The sequence below is a fragment of the Streptomyces sp. NPDC102462 genome, from assembly GCF_044765425.1.
Taxonomy (GTDB): Bacteria; Actinomycetota; Actinomycetes; order Streptomycetales; family Streptomycetaceae; genus Streptomyces.
In genome coordinates this window covers 21,388-27,682 of the sequence record NZ_JBIWKB010000091.1, presented here as the reverse complement: position 1 = coordinate 27,682, position 6,295 = coordinate 21,388, and the positions used below count along the sequence as shown (strand labels likewise).

Annotated in this window: 7 protein-coding genes; all 7 read left to right on the top strand. The window is 70.1% G+C overall.

Annotated elements, in window-relative coordinates; all coding sequences use genetic code 11:
* Nucleotides 1–75 precede the first annotated feature (75 nt).
* The 7 genes from ACIRFL_RS41005 (at nucleotide 76) to ACIRFL_RS40975 (ending at nucleotide 6,156) form a co-directional block, all read left to right on the top strand.
* Nucleotides 76–429 (top strand): amidase family protein, encoded by a 354-nt coding sequence (locus ACIRFL_RS41005; protein ID WP_404039982.1) that lies wholly within the window; start codon nucleotides 76–78, stop codon nucleotides 427–429.
* Between the two features lie 64 nt (nucleotides 430–493).
* The gene (locus tag ACIRFL_RS41000) at nucleotides 494–1,639 is read left to right on the top strand and encodes a sensor histidine kinase (protein ID WP_404039976.1); all 1,146 of its coding nucleotides are present in this window, start codon (nucleotides 494–496) and stop codon (nucleotides 1,637–1,639) included.
* 32 nt (nucleotides 1,640–1,671) lie between these two features.
* Complete coding sequence (locus tag ACIRFL_RS40995) at nucleotides 1,672–2,292, top strand: response regulator (RefSeq protein ID WP_404039979.1); 621 nt, start codon at nucleotides 1,672–1,674, stop codon at nucleotides 2,290–2,292.
* A gap of 192 nt (nucleotides 2,293–2,484) precedes the next feature.
* On the top strand, nucleotides 2,485–3,465 hold the full coding sequence (locus ACIRFL_RS40990) for an ABC transporter ATP-binding protein (protein WP_404039973.1): 981 nt from the start codon (nucleotides 2,485–2,487) through the stop codon (nucleotides 3,463–3,465).
* Nucleotides 3,462–4,274 (top strand): ABC transporter permease, encoded by an 813-nt coding sequence (locus ACIRFL_RS40985; RefSeq protein WP_404039970.1) that lies wholly within the window; start codon nucleotides 3,462–3,464, stop codon nucleotides 4,272–4,274. The genes ACIRFL_RS40990 and ACIRFL_RS40985 overlap by 4 nt, the downstream gene beginning before the upstream one ends.
* 29 nt (nucleotides 4,275–4,303) lie before the next feature.
* Nucleotides 4,304–5,548, top strand: a complete 1,245-nt coding sequence (locus ACIRFL_RS40980) for a sensor histidine kinase (RefSeq protein WP_404039967.1) — start codon at nucleotides 4,304–4,306, stop codon at nucleotides 5,546–5,548.
* Nucleotides 5,545–6,156: a response regulator gene (locus ACIRFL_RS40975; RefSeq protein ID WP_404039964.1), complete on the top strand. Its 612-nt coding sequence runs from the start codon at nucleotides 5,545–5,547 to the stop codon at nucleotides 6,154–6,156. The genes ACIRFL_RS40980 and ACIRFL_RS40975 overlap by 4 nt, the downstream gene beginning before the upstream one ends.
* Nucleotides 6,157–6,295 lie beyond the last annotated feature (139 nt).

The window sequence follows — 6,295 nt, the reverse complement described above, 5'->3', positions numbered from 1 at the left end:
GGCCTTCCTGGCCTCGGAACAGAGCAGCTACGTCGTCGGCTCGAACGTCTACGTCGACGGCGGCGAGAACCAGACCTGAGACACCACACGACGGAGTGCTGTACGGCGCGACCCGTACCCCCGCGGGACCCGCAGCGCAGAGCGCGTGGGTCCCAAGGGGGTGCTGGCGCTGCCGTCGTAGCCGGAGCGGCCCCGATCGCGGACGCCACCGCCGCCGGTTCGATCCGCGTCCCCGCCGTCTGCAACGGCCTCTTCACCGGACAGGGCAGGGGCGGGCCTTGGCGGATGTCACGGCAACTCCTGAGCGCAGGTGGTTCGTTCGTCCTGTGTGACCTATTGTTCGTGACACACGACCGCGTCGGTTCGGTCGTGAGGCGGAACCCGCCGCCCTGGGGACGGCCGCACGTACGAAACTCTCCTCGCCGCTGAAGGGCTGCCTGAGGTTCTGCCCATGCTCCGTGTGCCCCACCGTCCCGCCGTCGGGCCCAGCGTCATGACGGGCCTGTGCGTACTGTCTTTCCTGCTCGACGCGTCTGTCGTGAGCAGGAGTCATATAGGGCTGGCGGTCCTGGCGAGCGGAGCCCTGGCCCTGGGAGCCGCAGCGGCGCAGACATGGCTGTACGGCACAGGCCGGCATGCCGTCGCGTGCGGGCTCAGCCTTTGCGTGGCGGCCTGTTCGTTGCTCACCACGTCATGGGTGCAGGGCGCGGTGTTGCAGCGCACCCCCGGCTGGGCCGAGCTGTGCGGCCTTCTGGCCCTGCTGTGTCTGACCGGTCGCTATGCACGGCCGTCACTGGCCATGGTGTGCTCGGTTCCCCTGTTCGTCGCGGCGATGCGGACGCAGGAGCGTGCTCCGGTGGTATCGGACCTGCCGGTGTTCAGGGACATCGACGGCTTGTTCGTCCTCCTCCCCATGGCCTTCGTGCTGCTGGGCGGCTATCTGCGCAACGAGGACGGCAGGCGCCGGGCGGCCGCACGCGACGTCCGGCGGGCCGAGCGGCTGGACCTCGCCCGGGATCTGCACGATCACGTGGCTCATTACGTCACCGCCATCGTTGTTCAGGCCCAGGCCGGCGAGCACATCGTGGAGAAGGACCCCGCGACGGCACGGAGGCTGTTCAGCAACATCGAGCAGAGCGGCCAGGACGGTCTGGTGGCGATGCAACGCATGGTCAGGCTCCTGCGCACCTCTGAAACCGCGACGGCGCAGGCCGCGGTGACACCCGTGCTGACGAGCATCAAGGAACTCGTCAGGCGGGCCGACTCGGCAGGACAGCGTGTCTCGCTGGAGATCGTCGAGGGGGTGAAAGCCGACGACTGGCCACCGCAGCTCGCCAAGACCGCAGAGCGCCTGGTTCAGGAAGGTCTGACCAACGTGCGCAAGCACGCCCGTACCGCGTCCGCCGTACACGTGAGGATGGAGGTCGCGGCAGGCCGGCTGGTCATCCATGTTCGGGACGACGGGGCCGGCCAGCACCACGGACGGCCCCGGTTCCTGCCCAGTGGGTTCGGCATGATCGGTCTGAGGGAGCGAGTCGACGAACTCGGCGGTGAACTCAGCAGCGGGCCGATGCCGGAAGGCGGCTGGGAACTATCCGCATCGATACCCCTGAACTGGGCAGACAGGAAACCTCGGTGAGCATCTCAGTAGTGATCGCTGACGACCAGGAGATGGTGAGGACGGGCTTCCGCCTCATCCTGGAGGCACAGGACGAGATATCCGTGATCGGTGAGGCGTCCGACGGTGTGGAGGCTGTCGAGGTGGTGCGTCGGCTACGCCCCGACGTGTGTCTCATGGACATCCGGATGCCGAAGCTGGACGGGCTTGAGGCCACCCGGCGGCTCCGGCGGACGCCGGGGAACGCGACGGACGACACAAAGATCGTCATCGTGACCACTTTCGACCTCGACGAGTACGTGTACCGCGCGCTGCGCGCCGGCGCGAACGGCTTCGTGGTCAAGAACTCCGGTCCCCGGCTGCTGATCGAGGCGGTGCATGCCGCGGCCGGAGGGGACTCCCTCATCTCCCCGTCCGTCACGGTGCGGCTGCTGGAGCACCTGAGCCCACCGCAGCACACCGAGAACTCGGCCGCCGCACAGCGACTGAGCCCGCAGGAGCACAAGATCGTCCGCTTCGTGGCGCGAGGGCGCACGAACAACGAGATCGCGGAGGAGCTGACTCTCTCCCTGAGCACGGTGAAGAGCCACTTGAGCCGGATCCAGGACAAACTGCGGGCCCGCAACCGTGTGGAGATCGCAGCGTGGGCGTGGGAGCACGGCGTCGTCAACTGACGCGGAGAGAAGGCGCAGGTGTGCGGCCCAGTGGTTGACATGTAAACTAACTGGCGACCGGATGCACGCGAAGGAAAGGGAGAGACGTGTGACCGATGCCTCCCTCGCACACCACCGCCGTATGACGTTTGTCATGCCGGCTGGTGACAGGGCGCACTGGGTGCCCCGCGCTTCTGCGGAGAGGGTTGAAACATGAGAACAGACGGACACGAACATGTGATTGAGGTCATGGACCTGCGGCGGGTGTACGGGGGCGGGTTCGAGGCCGTGCGCGGGATCGACTTCTCCGTGCGCCGCGGCGAGGTCTTCGCGCTGCTGGGCACGAACGGCGCCGGCAAGACATCGACGGTCGAACTACTGGAGGGCCTCGCGGCTCCGACCGGCGGGCGAGTGCGTGTCCTCGGGCACGACCCGTACACCGAGCGGGCCGCCGTACGCCCCCGCACCGGGGTCATGCTCCAGGAGGGCGGCTTCCCCTCCGAACTGACAGTCGCCGAGACGGTACGGATGTGGGCGGGGTGCGTGAGCGGGGCCCGCCCGCCGGCCGAGATCCTGGAGCTGGTCGGACTGACGTCGAAGACCGGCACCCGTGTGAAGCAGCTCTCCGGGGGCCAGCGGCGCCGGCTGGACCTGGCGCTCGCGCTCCTCGGCGACCCGGAGGTGCTGTTCCTCGATGAGCCGACCACCGGCCTGGACGCCGAAGGCCGCCACGACACCTGGGAGCTGGTGAGCGCGCTGCGTGACGCCGGTACGACGGTGCTGCTGACCACGCACTACCTGGAGGAGGCCGAGTACCTCGCCGACCGGCTCGCGATCATGCACGCGGGACGGATCGCCGTCACCGGGACCCCGGCCGAGGTGACCGCGGCTCAGCCGTCCCATATCTCCTTCGAACTCCCCACGGACTACTTCGTGGGCGACCTGCCACCGCTCGCCTCACTGGGCGTGAGCGACCATGTGGTCGACGGCCGGATGGTGTTGCTGCGCACCCGCGAGCTGCAGCGTGCGGCGACCGGTCTGCTGGTGTGGGCCGGGCGGGCCGGAGTGGAACTGCGCCGCCTGGACGTCCGCTCGGCGTCCCTGGAGGAAGCCTTCCTGAGCATCGCCAAAGAAGTCGCCTCACGGACGAGCGACGGAACGGCACCTGACACGACGAAGGCGTACGTCGTATGAGCACCACCACGGCCACCCCGGGTGCCTCGGCGCGGCGTGGCGCGATCAGCACGCCGAGGTCGCGCATGGCCGCACTGGCCCGCGCGGAACTGACTCTCATGGGACGGAACAAGGGGGCCCTGTTCGCTGCCCTGTTCGTGCCGCTGGTGCTGCCGTTCAGTGTGAAGTCGGCGGCCAAGGAGATGGATCTCGCCGAGGCCGGACTGACCGCCGGCACGCTCATCCTGCCCGCCGCGGTCGGTTTCTCCCTGCTGTTCGCCGTCTACTCGGCCCTCGTCGGCGTCTTCGTCGTCCGGCGCGAGGAACTTGTCCTCAAGCGGCTGCGCACCGGCGAACTGCGCGACGTGGAGATCCTCACCGGATCCGCGACGCCGGCCCTGCTCAGCGGGCTCGTACAGTCCCTGCTGCTCGCCGTGGGCTGCGCCGTGCTGCTCGACCTGTCCGCGCCGTCCGCGATCCACCTGTCCGTCCTCGGACTGCTGCTCGGCCTGGTGATGTGCGCCGCGCTCGCGGCGGTCACCGCAAGCCTCACCAGGACTGGTGAGAGCGCGCAGATCACACCGCTGCCCTTCATGTTCGTCTCCATGCTCGGTTCCGGCATGTTCGTCCCGCTGGAACTGCTCCCCGACCGGCTGGCCTCCGTCTGCGAACTGCTGCCGATGACGCCCGTGATCACCCTCGTCCGGGGCGGCTGGACCGGTGACCTGTCCGGAGCCGAGACGCTTGGTGCCACGGCGACGGCGGTGGCCTGGACCGTGCTGGCGGTGTTCGCTGTACGGCGGCGGTTCCGGTGGGAACCGCGGCACTGACGTACGGACCGAGTGGGAACGGCGGATTCATGCCCAGACCATGGGGATGGTGGCGACGCAAGAGCACCCCGGAGAAGGTGGAGGCGTACACCCGGGGGTCGTTCGTCTTCTTCGGGGTCTGCGAGATCGTCGGTATCGGTCTGTCCACGTACACGCACGTGGGACCGCGCCTGGCGACCATGCTGTCGCTGATGGTCGGCATCCATGCCGTGGCATCCATGGCGACCGTCGCACGGGTGCTGGACTGGACCCTCGGGCGTCGTGCACTGCCGGTGCGGGGGCTGTGGGGGCTCGGCGTCCTGACCGAGGCCCTTGCGGTCGTCGCCGTCGTCATCGGGGAGCACGGCCCCGAGAACGTCGAGAGTACGGCCCGCAGCGTGTTCGTGGGGGTGCAGGGCTTCGGCGTCGGCGTGATAGCGCTCGCCGTGCATCACGACCGGCGGCGGGTCATCGGGCTGGTGAGCGGTTTCGCGGCGGCCGCGGGGATCGTGGCGTTCGCGGCGGGCCTGCCGTGGCCTGCCACACTGATCACGGCGTGCGTCCTGCTGGTGGTCGGGGCCTTCCTCGCCGCCACCGCGGTCTTCTCCGTCTGGCTGCTCAACGTGGTCTTCACCCTCGACGACGCCAAGGAGACCCGGGCCAGGCTCGCCGTCGCCGAGGAGCGGCTGCGGTTCGGCCGGGACCTGCACGACGTGCTGGGCCGCAATCTGTCGGTGATCGCGCTCAAGAGCGAGCTGGCCGTCCAGCTGTCCCGGCGCGGGAGGCCCGAGGCGGTGGAGCAGATGATCGAGGTGCAGCGCATCGCCCAGGAGTCGCAGCGCGAGGTCCGGGACGTCGTGCGCGGCTACCGGGAGGCCGCCCTGGAGGTCGAACTGGCCGGCGCCCGGGGGGTGCTCTCGGCGGCGGGCATCGTCTCGGAGGTCACCGGTGAGACCGCCGGCCTGCCCTCCGAGGTGCAGTCGGCGCTCGGCTGGGTGGTGCGGGAGGCGACCACGAACGTGCTGCGGCACGGGGACGCGAAGAAGGTCGCCGTGATGGTGCGGATGTCGGAAGGGCGGGTAGTGCTGACGGTGGAGAACGACGGGGTGGCGGCGCCGACGGACGGTCCCTCGGCGGGCTCGGGCGGCTCCGGGCTCGCGGGGCTGCGGGAGCGGCTTTCCGCGGTGGACGGGACGCTGGAGGCGGGGCCCGTCGGCAAGGGTGTGTTCCGCCTGACGGCCCAGGTGCCGCTGCCGTCCGCCGCGGCGGGGGCCGCGCTGGAGGTCGCCCCGTGACGACCGTGCGCGTCCTGCTCGCCGACGACGAACACCTCATCCGCGGGGCCCTGGCGGCCCTGCTGTCCCTGGAGGACGACCTGGTCGTCGTCGCCGAGGCGGCCACCGGCCCCGAGGCACTGGCGATGGCACGGGCACATGCTCCGGACGTCGCCGTACTGGATCTCCAGATGCCCGGTGCCGACGGGGTGAAGGTCGCCGCATCGCTGCGGGCTGAGCTGCCCGCCTGCCAGGTACTGATCGTGACCGGTCACGGGCGCCCGGGGCATCTGAAGCGGGCGCTCGCGGCGGGTGTGCGCGGGTTCGTCCCCAAGACGGTCAGCGCCCAGCGGCTCGCCGAGCTGATCCGCACGGTGCACGCCGGAAACCGTTACGTCGACCCGGAGTTGGCCGCCGACGCGATCTCCGCCGGGGACTCGCCGCTGACCGCGCGGGAGGCCGAGGTGCTGGAACTCGCCGCCGACGGGGCGCCCCTCGCGGAGATCGCCGAGCGTGCCGCGCTCGCCGAGGGGACCGTACGGAACTACCTGTCGTCGGCCGCGAGCAAGCTCGGTGCGGAGAACCGGCACGCGGCGGTGCGTCTCGCACGGGAGCGGGGTTGGGTATAGGGCCGTGTCGTGCGGCGGTGAGGCGGACGAGTCGCCTTGGAGCAGCAGAGGGCGGCGGGGCCGGGAACGGCCGGGCATCGCGGGTCACATACCCGATCGACTGCCGGCACGCAGGTGTGCGCTGTCCGGGAAACGAAGG

Bases quoted from the DNA above. Each gene is read 5' to 3' on its own strand.
- ACIRFL_RS40980 (WP_404039967.1), top strand. From the start codon at position 4,304: ATGCCCAGACCATGGGGATGGTGGCGACGCAAGAGCACCCCGGAGAAG.
- ACIRFL_RS40990 (WP_404039973.1), top strand. From the start codon at position 2,485: ATGAGAACAGACGGACACGAACATGTGATTGAGGTCATGGACCTGCGG.
- ACIRFL_RS41000 (WP_404039976.1), top strand. From the start codon at position 494: ATGACGGGCCTGTGCGTACTGTCTTTCCTGCTCGACGCGTCTGTCGTG.
- ACIRFL_RS40995 (WP_404039979.1), top strand. From the start codon at position 1,672: ATGGTGAGGACGGGCTTCCGCCTCATCCTGGAGGCACAGGACGAGATA.
- ACIRFL_RS40985 (WP_404039970.1), top strand. From the start codon at position 3,462: ATGAGCACCACCACGGCCACCCCGGGTGCCTCGGCGCGGCGTGGCGCG.